We start from the raw sequence: 18718 nt of genomic DNA, 5'->3' as shown, positions 1-18718 counted from the left end.
CCGGTGCCGGTCGACCAGGTGATTGCCGCGCCGCTGAGGAAACCCGCCTCGCCGGGGGGACGCAGGTAGGAGGGTGTGGCGGCCCGGCTGTTGTCGTCCTGGTGGCTGACCGTGAGACCGCGGGCATACGTGTAGACGGTGCGCTCCCGCCTGAGGCCCTTGTCATCACGCGCGGCCTGGTTGAACTCCTGAGGGTTCGGCATGACGACGAAGGCCATGGCGTCTAGCAGCGTGGACTTCCCGCGGCCAGACGGCCCGAGGATGGCGGTCCCCCCTCGACCCACCGGCATGACCTGGAGATCGGAGTACCCGCCCCAGTTCAAGATCTGCACCTGCGAGATGCGGTACTGCTCAGGCGGGGCCGTGGTCACGGTCCGGTCTCCTCGTGCTGCTCTTGCTCCGGGTCCTCGTGATCTACGACCTGATGTAACACGGTGGTGCCGGCCGCTTCGACCTGCTCTAGCAACGGGGAGCACGCCGCTCCCGCAGCTCCTCGGAACGCCTTTTCGAGGCGACGCATCTCATCGACACCCACCAGCGGGACGATGACCGGCGAGACGGTGAACAGGTAGTCCACCTCCGGATCGGGTTCGAGGATCTGCCACGGCTTGACCAGTGCGTTCACCGCGGTGTCGACGCGACGGGCGAACTTGGCGTCGTCGCCGTCCTCGACCTCGCGATACGCGCGGAGGAACTCGGCGATCTGATCACGGGTGACGAGGGCGGGCCCGTCGTCAGGATCGGCGAACGCGTACTCCCGCCTCAGGAAGATCAGGACGAAGGATGCGTCTCTCGACAGCGCCTTATCGCGACGGAGCACACGCGGTACGTCGTCGCCCTCCTGCTGACGCTTGAAGGCCACCTCTGCGTCATGGTCCACGACCAGGTCGAGGTACATTTCATCCAGGCGCGCGCGGAGATCGTTTTCAAAGGTCATGATGCCATCCCATGCAGCCCGGTGACGCGCACGGGTGACGTACCTGTTCATGAGTAACGCGATCAGTGCGCGGCGGGCAGCTTCGGGAAGTTGGCCGCCGTAATGATCTGCTGGTTCCTCGGACTCCGCCGTCAGGTCCTCGCCCCCGGTTGGCCACGTCTGGCTCAACGGCCACCTCCGCCTCGTGTCGGCACGGTCTCATGGAAAGCTAGGTGAGGCAGGAGGACAGACAGCTCCCGGCCTGCTCCCGACCTGAGCGTGACCTGTTCGGCGATGCCCGGGTCGACGAAGCCGTGCTGGATCGCCAGGTCAAGCAGGGTGACGAGAGCGCCGAGCCGCTGAAACTCAGCCGGCATCTGCTCGAACACCTCTCCTGCGGTCACCGCACCGCGCTGGGTGAGTAGCTCATTGATGCGGGCAGCGACAACTTTCGGGCTGGTACCCATCGCCAGGCGCAGAACTGCTCTCTCAGCGGCCGGCAGCGCGCCGCCACCTGGGGTAACGGACACCGCGACGTGCTGGGGGCCGCCATCTCGCCATAACTGCAGCTGGGACACGTCCTCGATGGCAAAGGGGCCTACGCCGAGCACGTCGACCGCCAGTTCCCGGCCGCGACTCTGCGGGTTCGCCGAAACCCAGTCTGCCGCCGCGTCAAGTGCCGAGGAGGATAGCGAGAGCAGACGTGCGTGCCGCCCATGTGCCGCGCGGGTGAGCACGCGGCGCAGGGATGCGGTCCAGCGGACGTACGCCGCTTGGACCTCCAGCTCGGCGCCCATCAAGATCGAGAACATGCCCTCCAAGGATCGCCGCTGGGCTGCAGTCATCTGCTCGCGGGCGAACGGCGTTCCCAGGATCTGGTCGAGGTCGCGTTGGATGGTCGCCGACTCCTGCGACGACGACAACATGCGGGCGAAGCGCCGGTAGGCCACACCCTCCGGCGTTCCAGCGAGCAAGTCGTTCTCGCGAAGGTAGGACTCCACCATGTCGGCCTTCGGCGTCTCCGCGAGGGCATCACGGGCGATGACCTTGTGCCGCTCCTCCACCATGGTGCGCAGTTGCCGGAAGTCGGCGGGAAGGCTGCGGGTCATCACCTGCACCTCGCGCAACTGTTCCTGCAGTTGCGCGAGCGTCGCGGTCCCACCCCTGCCTGCCAGCACTTCCTCCCGGCGCCGTTGCAGCTCGGCGATCTCGTCGTCGATGCGTCGGGCCTGCGCCGTGCGGTCGGGGCTCGCCAGGTCCGCCAGCCGTCTCACAGCGTGGGCGATGCTGCCAAGACGCGCTCCCGAGACGCTGCTCTCCCCGTCTGCGACCTCCCGGACGAAGCGCAGAGCACGCAAGGAGTACGGGGAGAGGCGGTAGCGGGCGCCCGAGTCAATCATCTCCGTCTCGAGCCACCGCTGCTTGACCCACCAGGCGCACCGGGCGCTCGGTGATCGATCGCCCCGCCAGTCGCGGTCCTCGCGTGCCACCTGCAACGCTTCGGCGACGCGCTCGTGGAACCACTCCGCGGAGGCCGAACCCTCGAGCGGCTCTAGATGCTCGGCGAAAAGCGGAAGCAGCCAGTCGCGGCTGTAGGCCCCAAGCAGGGTCAAGGTCGGGTTCGCCGTCGACGCCTCACCCAGGCGACGCGCCTCGACCGGCAGGTCCGTACCCACCAATCCATTCCCCACGAATCAAGCATGCACGCTCGCACCGACAACCACGGCACCCTTGAGAGCAAATTGGCGCGCCGCGACCCACAATGGCCACGCCACGCGCCGAGGTGGCGGTTCAATAGTTCACCTCAAGAGCTCACGAGCCTCTCGAAACGGTTCGTCGGCAGCTGGGCGGCGGGGCCTCGTCCACGAGCACGATCACCGCAGCTGACTCCCCGCATGACGCCCGACTGTGCCCGTCCCGCCCCCCGGCAGGGCCAGGGGCGGTTGGTGTTGCACCCTGCCCGAGCTCGCCCGGCGCCAGCAAGCCAGCGACCACGTGCACACCGTCGACCCGAGGTCGCCGCTCCCGGCACCGTGCGGGGCTGGCGGCGCCGGCCAGCTCTGCCGGATCGGGATGGTCTGGGCGCTGCAGTGCGATGCCCGCACCGACGTCCCCGCCCCCACCGGCAGCCGGCTGGGTGACGCGCTGAGCGTGCTCGGCCCGGCCGTGGCAGCCACCGTGCGCCTTCTGGGCTCCACCCTCGCTGCGGACCCCTGGCCGACGATCGCGGCCATCACCGGCGGGCAACTGCTCGCTCCGCTGCCCGATCACTGATCCACACTGCCACGCCCGGCTCCCGCACGCCCGAAAGCTGCCGACAGCGCGCCCCCCGACACCTGCACACCAGCGTCATCACCGTGCCGCCCGAAATGCGGCTTCTTCGTCCCGAAGCCTGCCACCGGCCGGCCCGACCAGCAGCCGGTCTGGCGCTGACCTGCACAGACCGTCCCTGGGAGTCCGCCACGGTCCGTCGGCGTCCGTGGCGGTTGTCACTCAGGTCAACCCGTTGTCGCACACCGCGACAGGTTCAGTGACGACAAGACGTCCTCACCGAAGTTGTCGCCAAAACCCAAGACCAGCCTCATCCAACCTGTCGGCTCACAAAGCGTTCGATGAACTCGTCGATCCGGCGTCGCTGCTTTGTCGTGGGAAGGTCCGCCATAAGGCCCGGGCCGGTTCAAGCGCGTTCCAGCTCGCCCTGTTCGAGGAGGCTGAGGATGTGGTCGCGGACATGGCGGGGGTGGCTGCCGCCGTGGAGGAGGACGCCGCACTCGATGTTGTGGTCCATCGCGTGGCTGGTGAGGTTGGCGCTCCCGATGAGGGCGGTCTGTCGGTCGACGACGATGATCTTGGCGTGGACTGCGGCGCCGGTGGGTCGTCGGTGACCGGGCCAGGCCAGTCGCTGGGTGCGCACGCCTGGGAAGGGTGTCGCCGCGCTGCTGAAGCGCGGGTTGTCCGACGGGCGCTCGAGTAGCAGGGTGAGGTGTACGCCTCTGTCGGCGGCGGCGTGGAGGGCTTCGGTCAAGGCGCGTGGCGGGTGGACGGCGTAGCTGACGAGGACGATCTCTTCGCTTGCGGAGCGGATCAGGTCGACGACGACGGCCGAGGTCAGCCGGCTGGTCGTGATCCGGGAGTGCGGGCCGGTCCAGACGACGTCGATGCTGGAGCCCGCTCGGGCCGACTCCACTGCGCGCAGTGCGCCGAGCAGCGTTCCGGCGACGAAGCCGGGTTCGGCTCCGGCGTCGAGGAGGCGGGCGACCTCGTCGCAGGCCGCGCGTGCGGTGGCGGACGCGAGCCGGGCGCGGAGTCGTTCCAGCCCTGGCCGGCCGTCGAGGGCGGCCGCGGCGAGGGTCTCCAGCTGGTCGGCGGGAAGGCCTTCTGCGATCCGGGCAGCGATGTGGGCGGGGCCCAGGGCGGGTGGGCTCATCGCGGGAAGGCCAGTCCGTCGCGGGTGATGTCGACGAGGACGCCGCGGTCCAGCCAGCGGTTGTTCACCTCGCAGCTGGTCTCGCTGGCGAACAGGCAGGCGTGGCAGGCCGCGCCGTGGAGGTCGTCGGATCCGTCGCGGGGCTGGTGTTCAGCGCACAGGGGGTCGGAGGAGCACCAGCGGGCGTCGTCGAGGGCGCCGTCCAGGAGGCGTTGCAGGTGACGCGCCTGGCCGAGCGCGACCAAGCCTCCGAGGGTGCCTTCGCTGTCGCTGGCGGCGGTGGACAGCAGCACTCCGGCCGCCCGCGCGCCGGGCGCCCCGACGTATAGCCGTTCCCGGATGCTGGCCGAGGAGTACCCGCACTCCAGTGAGACCTGTCGGATGAGCAGGTGGCTCAGGGTGTGCAGCAGCAGGTACCGGGGGATCGGGAAGTCAGGGTCCGCATCTCGGTCCCGGTTGATCGCCCAACGGGTATAGGCGCGCGCGAGACCCTGGATCCGTGGGTGGTCGCGGACGGTGTTCTCCCACTGGGCGAGCGCCTGTTCGCGGAGCTCCAGGAAGATACCCTCGCCGCGCTGCTCGACGGCCGGGACCCACTGTTCGGGTGCGCGGGCGAGGGCGATCCTGCCGGTGGGTTGCAGGTCGCGGCGCTCGGGGGCGGCGAGCCGGGTGAACCCGACCAGGGCCTGCACCTCGCGCAGCCTCGGGACCAGCACGACCTGGTCCAGGAGGCTGTCGTACCCATCGGGGGACGCCGTGGGCTGGGCCTTGAAGTCCTTGTCCTGCCGCTCGGTCGTGGGGCGCGACAGCAGCGTCCATTCGGCGTCCAGCAGGCTCTGCGCCGGCTCGTCAGCGGGGCCGCCCTCGGCGCGCAGGTCCTCGATGTGTTTCCAGACCTCCTCGATCGGCACCCCGCGCAGGTCTCGCAGCGGGTCTGCGACGTCGATGACGGCCGCGGCGACCTCGGGGGTGGGCAGCGAACCGAGGACGGTCCAGTTCGCGGCGACGACGTCGCCGACGCCTTGACCGGTGGGCAGGTGCAGCGCGCTGGCGGTGACGGCGAACCACAGGTTGCTGGCGCCGAGGACGGACAGGTGCAGCTCGCGGCCGCAGCCGTCGAAGCGCTGCAGGTGGGGGTGGCGGCCGCGGCAGGCGGGCAGCGCGGCGGCGCCGGTCTTGCCGGCGGCCTCGGTGATGCTGCGGGACGTGTGGCCGCCGGCCGGGTTCCGGCAACCGACGCAGGTGATCGTGACCCGTGGGCTGAGGGTGCTGGCGGCATCGGACAGGGTGAGCTGAGGGCCCGGGCAGGCGTCGGTGTTGCCGCGGTGGACGTAGTCGACGTATGGGAAGTCGTCGAGGTGCCCGGCGTCGCAGACGACGACGAAGCGGGCCGGGATGCACGCACGGCGCCTGACGTCACGGCGTCGTTGCTGCTTGCCGCAGGTGGCATGGACGAACTTCGCCAGGTCCGGGCGGCGCCCGTAGCGGTGCACGAGGGTGAACTCGGTGCCGTCGACGACGCCCAGGCGGAAGCAGGCCGGGCAGCGGACCCAGCGCGGGAACGGGCTGACCGGGACACCGACACGGGTCCACGGGTCGTCCTCGGCCGCCGGATCCCAGGGGGCGGTGCGCAGCGCCCTCACCTGGGATCCGAGCGAGCGACGCACCTCCTCCAGCAGGCGCGGCTCGGTGATCACCTCTTGCCGTTCTGGGCTCCAGGCATCCAGGCCGCGCACGATCACCGTCATGGACGGTAGGTCGGCCACCGCACCGACGCCCGCGATCGTCACGAGCTGGCTGGCGCGGGCCTGGCCGATGCGCGTGGGATCGGTCCGGTTGCGACCGCCGAAGGCCGCGCCGGCGGTCATGACGCGTCCCCTACGGGGGTCGGGTAGACCCACTCCGGTTCGGTGTCGAGCGAGGGGTCGCGGCGGTCGAGCTGGAGCAGCAGTTGCGGCTCCACCTCGCGCAGGCTCAGCGGCGCCGACCACAGGTCCCAGCCCTGCGCGTCGGGGTCGCGCAGCAGCCCGGTGACGCCGTCGGCGTCCTTATAGCCGAGTCGTCCGGTGGGCAGCGTGCGTCGTCGCTGCTGCCAACGTTCGAGCCGGTTCCGGACCTGGCTGCGCACCTCCTGCGCGGTCGGCACATCGTCGGTCACGCGCTGGGCGCGCCGCCCGAAGGCGTCGATCAGCGCCTCCGCGGCCCGGCCGGCGACCGGTGCCGTGTGCGCTGCCTGGTTCGGCAGCGTGTCGACGGAGGAGTGACGGACGGCGGTGGCGAGGGCCGCGGTCAGCCCGCGGTCGAGAGCGCGGTCGCTGAACGGTGTCGTGGTGACGCCCTCGATCCGCCGGCCGAAGGTCTCGTGGTCGTACCCGAACGACTCGTAGTGCGCCAAGTCGCGCGGCCGGCTCCACTGATAGACGGCCAGGACGAGCCCTGGCCGGCGGGGGTCGCGTCCGACGCGCGAGGTGGCCTGGATGTACTCGGCGGTGTTCTTGGGCTGGCCGGAGACCAGCATCAGTCCGAGCCTAGGGACGTCGACCCCGACCTGGAGCATGCTCGTGGCCAAGAGAACGTCGACAGGACGAAGCCGGCGAACGGCTGCCTCCCGCTCCTCGTCCGTCATCTGGCGCAGGCGGTCCATCGCGGCGGTGCTGTCGAAGCCGGGGTCGAAGGGGCGCTCCAGATCGGCGAGCGTGGCGGCGATGCGGTTGCTGGGCATCCGACTCGTCAGCTCGCTGATGATGGGGGCGCGACGGCGGGTGCGGACGTTCTGGCTGCGTAGCCGCTCGGTGATGTCGTCGTCGACCAGGCGGCGGGTGCCGGCGAGCTCGCGGGTCGAGGTGAAGTAGCCGACCAGGCTGAGGTAGGGGTCGGCGGCGTCGCCGTGCCGGTCGAGCAGGAACTGGCCGTGCTCGAGGACCGAACTCATCACCCGGATGGCGATGGACTTCATCCGCTCGCCCGGAGCGCAGATGCCGCGGTAGCGGCGTCCGGGCGCCTCTGGGGACGGCGTCACCCGCGTGGAGAAGAAGGTCTCGCCGGCGTCGAGCACCTGCGGCGGGAAGACAGCCAGATCCCGGGCGAAGACCTGCTGCACCTGGTCGCGGGCCCGGCGCACCGTGGCGGTGGAGGCGACCAGTACGGGCCGGACGCCTCGGCCGCCTTCGGACCGGCAGGCCAAGCGGTCGACCACGGACTCGAACAGCCCCACCATCGACCCGAGGGCATCGCTGATCAGGTGCAACTCGTCCTGGATCACCAGGTCCGGCGGGCGGAGCCGGAGCGCCGGTTGCGCCTCGACGGCCGGCAGTGGACCGCGGGCAGGATGCCTGCCCTTGCACCAGGCGGCAGTGTCCGGGGTCTGCCAGCCGTGCCGGGGGCATCGGGTCTGGACCAGCCCGAACAGGGGGGCGGTGCCGGCCTTCCACGGCAGCTGCGCCAGCTTGTCCACGGTGCTGATCACGAGCGCGGGCGTCAACCGGTAGATCTCCTCGTCGACCGTGACGACCGGTAGACCCTCATCCGGTGCGCGGCGACGACTGAACGGGCAGGCCCCGTCGGGGTCGGAACAGTAGAGCAGGATGCGGCGCCGGCCGTCGTCGCTGTGCAGGTCCCGGCCGGCGGCCAGCGGCGAGCCGCACCAGGGGCAGGCCATCAGCTGCAGCGGCCCCCCGATCTCCGTGCCGTACTCGACGGCGTCGTCGACCTGCCGCTTGGCCTCGTCGTAGCTGTTCGGCGTCACCGCGGTGCCGACCCACAGGCCGAGCCGGAACGGCGTCCGGCCCCAGCGCAGGTCGCCACCGGCGATCCGTTCGCGGCGCAGCCACTCGCACGCGCAGATCAGCGCCGCCGCCCGCTGGAACTGCTGCGCGGTGAGCAGGCGCAAGGTGTACCGCATCAGGACGGCGACCCCGTCGCTGCCGTCCCGCGCGTCGGCCCCCTCGCCGACCACGCCCTGCAGGCGGCGGATTGCGAGCGTGAACGCCGTCAGGCCGAGGTAGGCCTCCGTCTTGCCGCCGCCGGTCGGGAAGAACAGCAGCTGGACTTGCCCGTCGTCCTCGCCGCGGTGTGCGTCCGGGTGGCTCGGATCGGTCAACCCGGGCAGGCACAGCAGGACGTATGCGAGCTGGAAAGGGCGCCAGCTCCGGTTGGCCGGGACATCCAGCCGCCGCAGGAGCGCGGCCAGGTCGGCGTCCGGGTCCGCGAGCCGGGCACGGACCAGCTCGCCACGCACCCGCTGCCGGGCCATTGCCTGGTTCGCGAATCGGAAGGCCTCACGGGCCAGGCCGTGGTCCCGCAACAGGTCGATGGCGCGGTCCAGCCGGTCGGCGAGGTCCTCGGCGGCCTCCGCCGCCACCTCCGCGGCCTGGCCGTAGGCCTGGATCTCCGGGTCCGACGCCGCACGCCGCCTCTGCCCGGCGAGCCAGTCGCGGTAGCCGACGGCCAGCGGCCGCAGCGCGCCGACCAGGTCGTCCGCCGCCAGTTCCGGGTTGCCCAGGCGGTTCATGTCCAGCACCAGGCCCGGCATCGCCTTGGCATCGCCCGGGACGACCTGCGGCACCTCCGCAGCGGGGAAGCAGGTCGTCCGCAACCGCCACGCTCGGACCTCGCCGGCCTTCACGTCCGCGTCGACGGCGCACTGGCGCCCGGTCGCGTACTTGCGGGTCGCCCGGTGCAGCATCGCCATGTGCAGGCTCTCCGGGTCCCGCAACGCCGCCGCGGGCATCAGGTCGGGATCGTTGTGGCCGAGGAAGACCGGCGCGCCGCCGTCGAGGGCCGTGACCTCGAGGCCCGCCTGGTAGAGCCGCGCGGTGTCCGGCGTGCCGGTCGGCTGCGGCTGACCGTTCACCAGCGCCAGGTGCACCACGCGGACCGCGCCGCGGCCGAGGTCGCGATGCCGCACGTCGTACGAGACGACCACGCCTTCTTGCTCCGGGTCGGGAACCAGCACGCCGCTGGCCTCGGCATCGAGCGGCACCTCCACGCGGCCACCGGCAGGGTGCCGCTTCCAGACCACCCTGGGCCTGCCCTGCTCCGTCTGCTGCACCTCGGACTTCTGCCGGTCGTACCGCCCCCAGGTCGCCTGGACCGCGACGACGTCCACATCGGCGGGCACCAGGAACGTCAGGCCGAGCGCCGAGGCCGCCAGCGTGCCGGTCCGGGTGGCCGCCTGGGACTCCACATCTGCGGTGTCCTCCGCGTCCAGGCTGATCTCACGATCCAGAAGGTCGGGGTCCGCGAAGTCTGGCGAGCCAGGCTCGGTCTCCGCCGCCACGCCGCCCGGTAGCGGTTCAGCGGCATCCGGTGCCGTCGCGTCCAGCCCGGGACCCGCCAGATCGGCCGCGGGATCGGTCACGGGCTTGGGGACGAGCCGGCCGAGCAGGTACCGCTCCGCCGGGAGCGTCCCGGCGGGCAACTCCTCCTCCGGCCCATCCCACGGACCGAGCAGGTCGCGTTCCAGCAGCGACTCCAGCTCCGCCCGCACCTGCGTCGAGCCCGTCATCCCCAACTCGCCCTCGTCGTCGTCCCCATGTTGTGACGTGCGCCCGGCTGCGCCAGCCCGAATCTACGTGCCTCCGCCGACATCTCGGCGGGCATCCGCCAGGACCAGCGAGCGCCGCCCCGCCAACGCCGCCTCGACGACACCGGCGATGCGGTCGGTGTGCAGGTCGGCCGTCCCGACCCAGCCGCCGCCCATCAGCCCTGTGAACAGTGTGTTGTTCAGCCACCGCTCCATCCGTCGCTCGCTGAGCACAATCCCGCCCCGAGGCCCGCGGGTGGCGGCTCCTGCCGCCACGAGCCGGTCGTAGAACTCCAGCGGCAGGTATGTGCCGGGGATCAGCTCACTGCCGTAGGGCGTGAATCGACGAGGTGAGCACAGCTTGAGCCAGCATGCGCGAGCAAGGAGACGGTACGACCAAACCGGATCAGCAGGGCCCGCCCCTTCAGACACCGGGTCGTAGTCGTCGACGGCTCGCATCCGGGCCAGTTCCTTGGCGAGGTTGCCGTCGGCGTCAGGCCGAAACACCTCGCCTTCGACCTCGTCACGGAACATCTTGTACTGGACCAGCGTGAAGCTGTGGGCCGCGTGAAGGTAATAGAGCAGGTCGACGCCGGTCACCTCCTCGATCGGGTGGCGATTGACGTTCATCACGGTCAACCGCCGACCGCCCGGGTTGGTGAACGCCGCAACCCCGACGTACGGCTCGCCGTGCGGCCACCACTGCGGCAGGCGGCCGGCGTCGTGGACAACAACCTGATCCTCCCTCACCCGGCCCTGGAGAAGCCCGGCCAACCACGGCGCGGTGGACGAGTCATCGGCGTCCGGCTCGACCCAGCGGTCGATCAACCGACGGTCGAACCCGTGAGCGCCGACGGCGACCGCGATTGCGTCCTTCTGGTGGCCGAGGATCCGCTCCACGTGCGGCGACCGGCGGAGGCGGGGCCGTAACAGCCGCATCAGCCGATCCAGCTCGACGGCCAGGCTAGGGCGGAGCCGTACCAGCGCTGCTCGCGCCGCATTCCAGGTAGGTGGCGGGATCTCGCGGCCGGACCAGTCGACTGCGTCGCCCAGGTCAGTGCGGTAGGCGGCGTCCGTGGTGGCGTGCCACTCCTCTACCGGCAACGGGGGAACCACGGGAACCAGGTGGGTGAGTCCTACCGCGGCCTGCCGTGTTGTCACCCGCCGGCCCCGGCTCGCCAGGCAGACGTACGCGACGCACATGCGCCAGCCTTTGGCTTCGACCGGCAGCAGCACGACCGCCAAATCTCTTCGCGAGCCCGCCAAGTCACCTCCGGGCAGCGCCTCGGTGTACTCCAGGCCGTTCCGCTGGTGGGTCGAAAGAGGGCCGCCAGCCGTCCGGTCGTCGATTCCTACGACCACCGGCATCGGCTACCGGTCCTGCTCGGCGGCGTGACGGCGGTGGTTCTCCTCCAGCAGCCGGTCCAGCAGTTCGAACCTCGCCTCGCGGCTCACCGTCCATCGCGTGCCGATCTTCGTCGGATGGTGCCCCACCTGCGGGTCCAGGTCGGACCAGCCGTAGGCCGCGAGCACGGCGTGGTCGATCGCCTCGTGAATCTCGCGCAGCTCCACGATCTCCCGATCGCGCACGGCCGGGCTGTGCACGGCGTTGTACGTCGTCGTCATCCCCCACGAACGAGCCAGCATCAGCTGCCGACGGCGCGCGTCGAGTCGCTCGCCCAGAGCCGCCAGTTCCGGTGTCCCTGCCGGCCGCGGGAGCGTGTCGAAGACGTCCGACGGCGAGTAGTTGATGTCAGTGCGCATCGTCGAGCTGTAGCGAGCCACCCAGCAGAAGTGCACCGATGACGACAACACGGCCAGGTCCGTGTGGTCGGCAGAGGCGAAGACGGCGCACTTGTGGGCGAATACTGGGCCTGTTGGAACTCGGACGGGCAGCACGAGGTTGCTCACGAGAGACAGCGCCTGCACGTGATCCAGTGGAGCGATCGCCCGGTAGAGTCCGGGGCGCGCTTCGGCGAAGCGCCACCACAGGTCTTTGTAGTTGCTCCTGTTGTTGCGGTCTCTCTCGGGCTTAACGGTGCGCCGGACGATGTCGATCAGGTCGGGGTAGGTCTCGGCGCGCTCGAGCGGCCAGTCGCGGAAGTTGATGAGCCAGCGACTGGCGGAGGAGTCCGGGCGCTGGGTGAGGTCTTTGCCGACGACATACGGCTGCAGGGCCTCGGCGTTGCGCGGGTTTCGGCGGATGAGTTCCGCCGCCTGGTCTGGTGTCATGGTGAATCCGAGGCCGAGGACGTAGGAGCCGATGAAGGCGATGCCGTCGTTCTCGGCGAGTCTCAGCGGCCGGCCGGTAACCCGGCCGACAGGTTCGAGGTCAGGCCCGATCGTCGGCACGTCCTCGCCGTCCAGCATCCGCACGCCGTCGGGGCCGATCGGTGCTCTGCTGGCCCAAACGTTGACGATCTCGAGGTTGGCGCTGTCGCTCGGCCACGGGTGACTGGACCGGCCCGCACGGACGGTGAGTCCCCGCGTCGTGGCTTGCGCCATGCCCACGGCGAGCGTGCCGCCCTGGGTGAAGGTGTTCGTCGCGATGTACCCGAGCTGCCCGCGGGAGTTGAGCAGCGCCCGCGCCCGCAGGACGAACCGCGCCGAGAGGTCGGCACTGCCTTTGACCCCGGCGCCCTCCCAGCGCTGCAGCCATGCCAGGTAGTCCGCGCCGAGGGCACTGGAGACCTTCTGCCCGCCGAGGAACGGCGGGTTGCCGATGACGGCGTCGAAGCCGGGGTCGGCCGGGTCGACCAGGATCTCCGGGAAGACGACGGGCCAGTGCAGCGGGTGGCGTCGCTCCTTGCTGGGCGGCAGCCCGGCCTGGAGGTCCCTGTCGGCGGCCTCGGCGATGGCTTTCGTGTCGTCGTCCCCGGCGAGGCCGACGCGCATCCGCAACGCAGCGAACTCGGCGCTGACCTGCTTGGCCGAGCCGACGGTGGCGGTCCGCAGGCCCACGGCGGTGACGGCGTCCGCGATGGCGGCGACGTGGTCGGTGAGCGTCCGAGCCTGGGCGAGCAGGCGCTGCTTGTGCTCGACGTCGCGGGCGGTGAGCACGGGCGAGGCGGTGATCTGGCGGCGCACGTCGGCGGCCTGCTCGAGCCGGGAGCGCCATTGCCCCGTGTAGTCCAGCTCGTCCGTGGCCGCCTTACGGCCGGCGACGGGGTCGACGTGCAAGGTCTCGAGCTGGGCGACGGCGGCCAGGCCGAGCAGGGAGTCGCCGGCGACCAGCCGGTCGTCGAGGAAGCCGAATGGCCGGCGGGCGTCCATCGTGACCAGCCAGAGGGACAGCTTGGCCATCTCGACGGCGAGCGGGTTGATGTCGGTGCCGTAGAGGCAGCGCTCGGTGATCACCCGCCGCGCCTCGAGCACGACGCGCTCCACCTCGGCGTCGGCGTCCAGGCGGCCAGGTCCGCGGCTCTCGGCGGCGCGCAGCGCCCGCAGGGCGTCCTCGCGGCCCTCGGACTGCCACGCCTCGACCAGCCGGTCGGCCAGGTAGCGGCAGGCGGCGACGAGGAACGCGCCGGAGCCCATCGCGATGTCGGCGACCTTCAACGTCTCGATGAACGGCGATGGCCGCAGCCGCCACCGGCTGCGGTCCGCGGTCTCTAGTGGCCCGGGGCGGTAGACCAGCGGCTCCAGTGCCCCGGCCGCGACCTCCTCGGCGAGGGACCGAGGGGTGTAGTGGGTGCCGGTCGCTGCCCGCCGGGTGCTGGGCGCGACGTAGCGCCGCGCGGGCAGCGTGACCGCTGGAGTCCCGCCCGCGTACCAGTGGAGTGCCAGGGCCACTGGCTCGATCGTCGCGGCGAGGTCTGCATCGCCACGGGTGGCCCGCAACAGAGCAGAGCGCTGGTGCTCTTCCAGGGTCCGGGCCAGGTAGCGCTCGATGGCGCCGGCCGTCCTGCCGGTCCGCGGGGCGAGCCGCTCGGCCAGCCGCGGTGGCGCTTCGGCCAACCACGCCTCGACCTGGGACAGCCCGATCTCGGCCGGCTCCTTGCCGCCCGGCCAGTCCTTCGACCGGGACAGGCCCAGCACGGTCTCCTCCGCGGTGCGGACCTCCAGCTCGAGCAGGCCCTCGTAGACGTACCCGATCTGCTCCACGTCCAGGGCTCGGAAGGTGAGCCGGCGGCGTTCGCCGTCGAGTTCGACGTACTGCACCGCGCGCAGCATCCGCAGCATGGTCCGGTCGTCGACCCGGTCGGCGGCCTCCAGCCACGGGTGCGCGGCGGGGTCGAACAGGCTGCCGCCGTAGGCCGGCAGCCGTAGGTCCTCGTGCAGGACGCCGCCGTGCAGCGCCCGCGACGTCGCGAGCAGCCGGTGCCAGGCGCCGGTGCGGTGCTCCAGCGCCTGTTCGCCGGACAGTTGCGCGCGCTGCTCCAACTGCTCGACGAGGGCGGCGATGCTGTAGCCGGCGAGGTAGAGGTCGTCGTCGCTGGGGAGCAGGGTGCGGTCCTCGGCGAACAGCAGAAACACAATTCGCATCATCACGGTCACGGCGCCGGCGTACAGCTCGTCGTCGTCGACGCCGGCCAGCAGCGCGCCGTCGCTGTCGGCGTCCAGCCGGTCCAGCGTGTGGATGAGCAGTTCCACCGCCTCGCGTACCTGCCGGCCCAGGGCCTCGGTGACCTGTTCGGCCGCTCCCAGGCTCTCCTCCAGCAGGGCGGGCAGCCGGTCGGCCGGCCGGACGCCGAGGAATCGGGCGCGGCCCAGCAGGGACACGAACGCCCGTAACGAGTCCGGTTCCTCCGCGAACACTCCGGCGTCCCACACGGCTACGCCGGTGGTGCCGCCGCGCGGTGCCCACACCAGCCCCCACCAGCGGCCGTCGGTCACCAGGCCGATGGGCACGTCACGCGCCCGAAGCAGCACCGCCAGCCGCTCGGCCGGGCTCGCGGTCCAGCCGTCCTGCGAGGTGCGGGCCAGGGGATGCGAACCCCACGGCGCCAGCATGCCGAGCAACCGGTACGGCAACTCGTCGGGGTCCTCGGCGTCGCCTGTGTCCCCGTCCTCCCCGTCATCGCTTTCGCCGTCAGCGACGGCGGCGACGTCCTCGGCGGCGGCCGTGAGAACTACAGCGAGCGAGCCCAGATCGGGGACGTCGTCGCCGTCTCCCGCGTCGGGGACACCGGGGTCGCCGAAGTCCAGGTCGTCTGTCAACGCGGGTGCGGCGAACGCGATCGTGGGCCGCACGGTCAGGCCGTGTTCGGCGACTGGTTCGGCGAGCGCGGCTGGTACGCCGTCGTCGAGCAGGAGGGCGTCGCCCCAGCCGAGCACGTCGGCGAGCAGGCTGTGGATCACAGTGTGCCGGGAAGCGCCGCCGTCGCCCATCATCGCGGCCACCTGCGACCGGACGGTCGCGCGGTACGCCGCCGGGACCGCCGGGAGACCGTTCGGGAAGACCCGGGCCGCGACCGGCAGGGTGACGAACGGCCCGGACGTCTGGATCAGCTCCAGCCAGCCGTGCTGCTTGCGGACCGCCTCGCTCACCCCGATGTAGCGGCGCCGGCGGCCTCTTCGACCCGGCTGCGTCATTCGAGGCCGCCGGGGACGACGAGGGCGACGGCGAACGGGAAGACCAGGTGCCGCAGCCCGGCGTACCGGGCGCCGACCGTCGCCAGCTCGCGGTCGCGTTCGCCGGGAAGGGAGTCGAGCCTGGCCTGCCAGGCCGAGCGGTCGCGCTCCCACTGCTTGCGCTCATCCCCGAACAGGTCGTCGAAGCTGAGCTGCCGGACGCCGTCCCCGGCGAGCGCGCCACGCAGCATCGCTGCCATCTGGTCGAAGACGCCGTTCACCCGGCGCAGGTCCTCCTCGGAACGTCGAGCCAGGCGACCGGTCAGCGAGGCGACCCGCTGCTCCGCCCGCACCTGAACATCCTGCGCCAGCGCCGGCTGCAGCGCGGACCAGTCCGCCGCCAGCCACTGCCGGTCACGCTCCGGTGCCGGAACGCACGCACCCGGCTCGAGGGCGGCCTCGACCGCCTCACGCACGGCCGCGTTCCTGGGCGCCTCCAGGTCCAGGCGGCGCGAGCGTCCGACGCCGCCGGCAGGCGGCAACACTCGGCCCGCGAGCAACACCTCCTCATGCAGCCTGCCGCCGTCGGCGCCGACCACGACGAGCCGGGCGAACACCGTCACCAGCGCGCCGTCCACGTCGGTGTCATCCGGCAGCCGGGCGCGGACCGCCGTCACGCGGCGCAGCGCGGTGCTGCCACCCCAGACGGCGCTTCGCAGCAGCCGGGTGCCCTGCGCGACCAGCGGGTGCTCCAGGTGCGCGAGCACGACGTCGTCGCGGTCGCCGGCCACCGCGGCGTCGAAGGTCAACGGCCGCGGCTGCCCGGTCAGCGGGTCTGCGAGGTCCAGGACCGTTCGCTCCCACCCCGAACGAAGGACGGGCGGTGCGATTTCGCCCGGCCGCGCCGGGCCGGCCTCCACCAGCGGCGGCTGCCCGGCCAGGTGCAGCGCCACATCCACGACCCGCCGGACGTTCGCCGGCGCCACGTGCAACCGCCGCGTGCTCTGCTCGAGTTGCGCCCGCAACCGCTGCGCCTGCTCCCGCAGGTCCCGCTCCGCCCGCACCGACTGCGCGCCGGGCGCAGGCCGGGCACTCGCGGGGTCCACCAGGACCGGGCGGCCCAGCATGCGGGCCTCCACCGCCTGAGCCAGCACCGGGTTGACGCTACCGAGGTCGGCTCGCTCGGTCGCCACCTTGGCGGCCACCCGCGACAGGAACTCCAGGTCGGCCTCCTGCGACCCCGGACCCGCCTGCTCCCACCCCGCCCCGACGAAGTGCGCGACATCCACCTCGTGCCGCTGCCCGTGCCGGTCCACCCGCCCGATCCGCTGCTCCAGCCGGTTCGGGTTGAACGGGATGTCGTAGTGGATCACCCGCCGACAGTGCCGCTGCAGATCGATGCCCTCGCTCGCGGCGTCCGTCGCCAGCAGGATCCGGACCGGATCACGGTCAGGGGCAGCCTGGAACGCCGCCTTCAGGTGCTCGCGCCGACGCTCGTCCATCCCCCCGTACAGCAGGCCCAGCCGGTGACCGGCCAACCCCCGCGCTTGCAGCAGCCCCGCCAGCCACTGCTGGGTGTCCAGGTACTCGGTGAACACGATCAACCGCTCACCGGCGTCCCAGTCCCCGCCCGGACGGCAGACCCGATCCAGCTCCGCGACCAAGGCCGTCGCCTTGGAGTCGGCCGGTCCGGCGTGCTGCTCGGCCCAGGCCGTGAGCCGCTCGAGCAGCTCCCGCTCCTCGACGTCCGCCTCTGGCTCGGCTGCGGCGACGCCCGCCAGCAGCTCGCGCTCGCTGTCACCGCCGGTCTCGTCGTCGGTCAGCGGCTCGTCCCACTCCATTACGTCACCCAGCCAGTCCGGCAGACCCGGCCGCACCTCACCCGCCGCCTCACCCGCGCTGCGGGTCACCGACTCGCGATGCACCGCGAGCGTCACCGCGAACGCCGCAGGCGAGGAGAACAGCCGCTTCTTCAGCAGCAGCGCCACCAGGTCGTTGCCGCGGGTCCGCTCGTCGTCCCCTGAGTCCCGGGCCGCCGCCGCTCGGCGCCGGCTCGCGAGGTAGCGAGTCAGCAGCTCGTGGCCGCGCACTTCCTCCTTCGGGTACTCGACCTCGATCGCGCGCGTCCGGCGCTCCGGGAACCGGCGGCTGCCGTCCGCCAGCCGCAACGAGTCCTTCAACCGGCGGACCATCACCTGAGCCACTGCGGCCGGATCCGGCTCGACGCCGCGGGCGAACCGCTGCGGATCCAGCATCGCCAGCAACGCCTGCCACGACTCGCTGTACCCGTTGTGCGGCGTCGCCGACAGGAACAGCCGATGCTGGGCGTGCTCACCCATCCGCCGGACCGCCCGGGTCTGATGCGAGTCGACGGCGTACCCGCGAGGCCGGTGCGGCGCTGGCGGCGCGCAATGATGCGCCTCGTCCACGATCAGCAGGTCGAAGAACCCAGGCGTCCGGGTATCCGGCGTCAGCACCTCATCCAGAAGCCGCTGCACCCTCGGCGTCCGCAACCACGGCAAGCTGATGATCGTCCGGGGATGGACGGTGAAGGGGTTCGCCTGCAACCCGTGACTGCGCCGCAGATCACGAAGCGCCGCCGCCGACAGAACCGTGAACTCGAGCCCGAACTTCTCCGCCAGCTCATCGCGCCACTTGAGCGTCAGCGGCGCCGGGCAGACCACCACCACCCGGCGGGCTCGGTGACGCAGCAGCAGCTCCTGCGTCACGAGACCGGCCTCGATCGTCTTGCCGAGCCCGACGTCATCCGCGATCAGCAGGTTCACCCGCGGCATCCGCAACGCCCGCGCCACCGGCTCGAGCTGGTAGTCCTCGATCGTGATCCCCGACCGGAACGGCGCCTGCAGCGTGCCCGTGTCGGCGCTGGCGACTGTCCCCCAACGGACAGCATCCAGGAACGCCCCCAGCACCTCCGGGTCGTCCCATCCCTCTGCCGACACTGACGGCAACGACGACGCCGGAACCACCGCCCGGCCGGGCTCGACCTCCCAGACGAGCGTGAGCTCCTCACCCAGGTCGTCATCGCTGACGTTCGACAACGTCACCAGCGTCCGCCCCGGCAGACGGGCGGCGGCGAGCTCGTCCTGCGGGAGCTTGCTGCGACTCACCCGCGTGACCACCCACTGCTCCCCGCGCGCCCGTACCAGCTGCCCCGGCTCCGGTGCGGCCACCTGCCCCGTCGTCACCCGCGCTCCCACCCTCAGTCTCGAGCTGCGGAAAAGGAACCTACCGTCAGCGACCGACACTCCGAGCCGGAACGAGCCGCAACAGCGGGCACGACCACGGTCGGGCTCGGACCCAAGATCAGGTTGCCGCC

General features: G+C 71.6%; 9 protein-coding genes and 1 pseudogene. 1 reads left to right on the top strand and 9 read right to left on the bottom strand.

Going from position 1 to position 18718, the window contains the following annotated elements:
• Positions 1–107: 107 nt before the first annotated feature.
• The 3 genes and pseudogenes from AC08OU_RS00255 to AC08OU_RS00245 all read right to left on the bottom strand — a co-directional run.
• A pseudogene (locus tag AC08OU_RS00255) lies at positions 108–332 on the bottom strand (ATP-binding protein); the annotation flags it as partial.
• A 35-nt stretch (positions 333–367) separates the two neighbouring features.
• Positions 368–988, bottom strand: a complete 621-nt coding sequence (locus AC08OU_RS00250) for a DUF4194 domain-containing protein (RefSeq protein WP_476604073.1) — start codon at positions 986–988, stop codon at positions 368–370.
• Positions 989–1101: 113 nt separating this feature from the next.
• The gene (locus tag AC08OU_RS00245) at positions 1102–2592 is read right to left on the bottom strand and encodes a DUF3375 family protein (RefSeq protein WP_476604025.1); all 1491 of its coding nucleotides are present in this window, start codon (positions 2590–2592) and stop codon (positions 1102–1104) included.
• Positions 2593–2824: 232 nt separating this feature from the next.
• Here AC08OU_RS00245 and AC08OU_RS00240 point away from each other — a divergent pair, with 232 nt between their 5' ends.
• On the top strand, positions 2825–3190 hold the full coding sequence (locus AC08OU_RS00240; protein ID WP_476604024.1) for a hypothetical protein: 366 nt from the start codon (positions 2825–2827) through the stop codon (positions 3188–3190).
• A 403-nt stretch (positions 3191–3593) separates the two neighbouring features.
• Here the strand turns inward: AC08OU_RS00240 and drmC are convergent, their stop codons facing one another.
• The 6 genes from drmC to drmD all read right to left on the bottom strand — a co-directional run bounded on the left by drmC (position 3594) and on the right by drmD (position 18587).
• Positions 3594–4343: a DISARM system phospholipase D-like protein DrmC gene (gene drmC, locus AC08OU_RS00235; RefSeq protein WP_476604023.1), complete on the bottom strand. Its 750-nt coding sequence runs from the start codon at positions 4341–4343 to the stop codon at positions 3594–3596.
• Entirely contained in the window at positions 4340–6211 is a 1872-nt protein-coding gene (drmB, locus tag AC08OU_RS00230) for a DrmB family protein (RefSeq protein WP_476604022.1), read from the bottom strand. Before drmB ends, drmC begins: the two co-directional genes overlap by 4 nt.
• The gene (gene drmA, locus AC08OU_RS00225) at positions 6208–9849 is read right to left on the bottom strand and encodes a DISARM system helicase DrmA (protein ID WP_476604021.1); all 3642 of its coding nucleotides are present in this window, start codon (positions 9847–9849) and stop codon (positions 6208–6210) included. Before drmA ends, drmB begins: the two co-directional genes overlap by 4 nt.
• A gap of 63 nt (positions 9850–9912) precedes the next feature.
• On the bottom strand, positions 9913–11235 hold the full coding sequence (locus AC08OU_RS00220) for a hypothetical protein (RefSeq protein ID WP_476604020.1): 1323 nt from the start codon (positions 11233–11235) through the stop codon (positions 9913–9915).
• 3 nt (positions 11236–11238) lie between these two features.
• A complete protein-coding gene (locus tag AC08OU_RS00215; protein WP_476604019.1) occupies positions 11239–15402 on the bottom strand; it encodes an Eco57I restriction-modification methylase domain-containing protein in 4164 nt (1387 codons plus the stop codon).
• Positions 15399–18587, bottom strand: coding sequence for a DISARM system SNF2-like helicase DrmD (drmD, locus tag AC08OU_RS00210; protein WP_476604018.1), 3189 nt, complete (start codon positions 18585–18587; stop codon positions 15399–15401). Before drmD ends, AC08OU_RS00215 begins: the two co-directional genes overlap by 4 nt.
• Positions 18588–18718 lie beyond the last annotated feature (131 nt).

It is taken from the genome of Frankia sp. CcMO1 (assembly GCF_977945845.1).
This window is presented reverse-complemented; position numbering and strand designations above follow the sequence as displayed.